This window comes from Pseudoalteromonas sp. GW168-MNA-CIBAN-0100 (assembly GCF_040309225.1).
Classification (GTDB): Bacteria; Pseudomonadota; Gammaproteobacteria; order Enterobacterales; family Alteromonadaceae; genus Pseudoalteromonas; species Pseudoalteromonas arctica.
The window spans coordinates 1-339 of sequence record NZ_JBEOOL010000277.1 but is presented as its reverse complement, the minus strand read 5'-3'; the positions used below and the strand labels follow the sequence as shown (position 1 = coordinate 339).

The 339-nt window shown below is 33.9% G+C and carries 1 pseudogene; it reads left to right on the top strand.

From position 1 onward, the window contains the following. Positions 1-119 precede the first annotated feature (119 nt). A pseudogene (locus AAEY62_RS21100) lies at positions 120-339 on the top strand (hypothetical protein); the annotation flags it as partial.

Sequence of the window (339 nt, the reverse complement as noted above, 5' to 3'; positions counted from 1 at the left end):
GCTTAGGGCAATCACTTTTATCCATTAATTTAAAATTTAATCGTTTTGTTACGGGTATGTTCATTTTCGTTACTTATAATGGTGTTAAATATTATTTTATATCGATGGAAAAATTACACATGAATAAATTAGCAGGTTTAGCATTATTAGGCACTTTACTTACATTAACCGCGTGTGAAGATGCCAAAGAGATCAAAGAAGACGCTAAAGACACCGGTGCTCAAGTGCAGCAAGAGCTAGATAAAGCGTGGACTAAAGTAAAAGAAACCACTCACGAAATTAAACATGACGAGTCGCTAAATCAGTTATTACAGCAAAGTAAAGCAATGGGTTTAGATA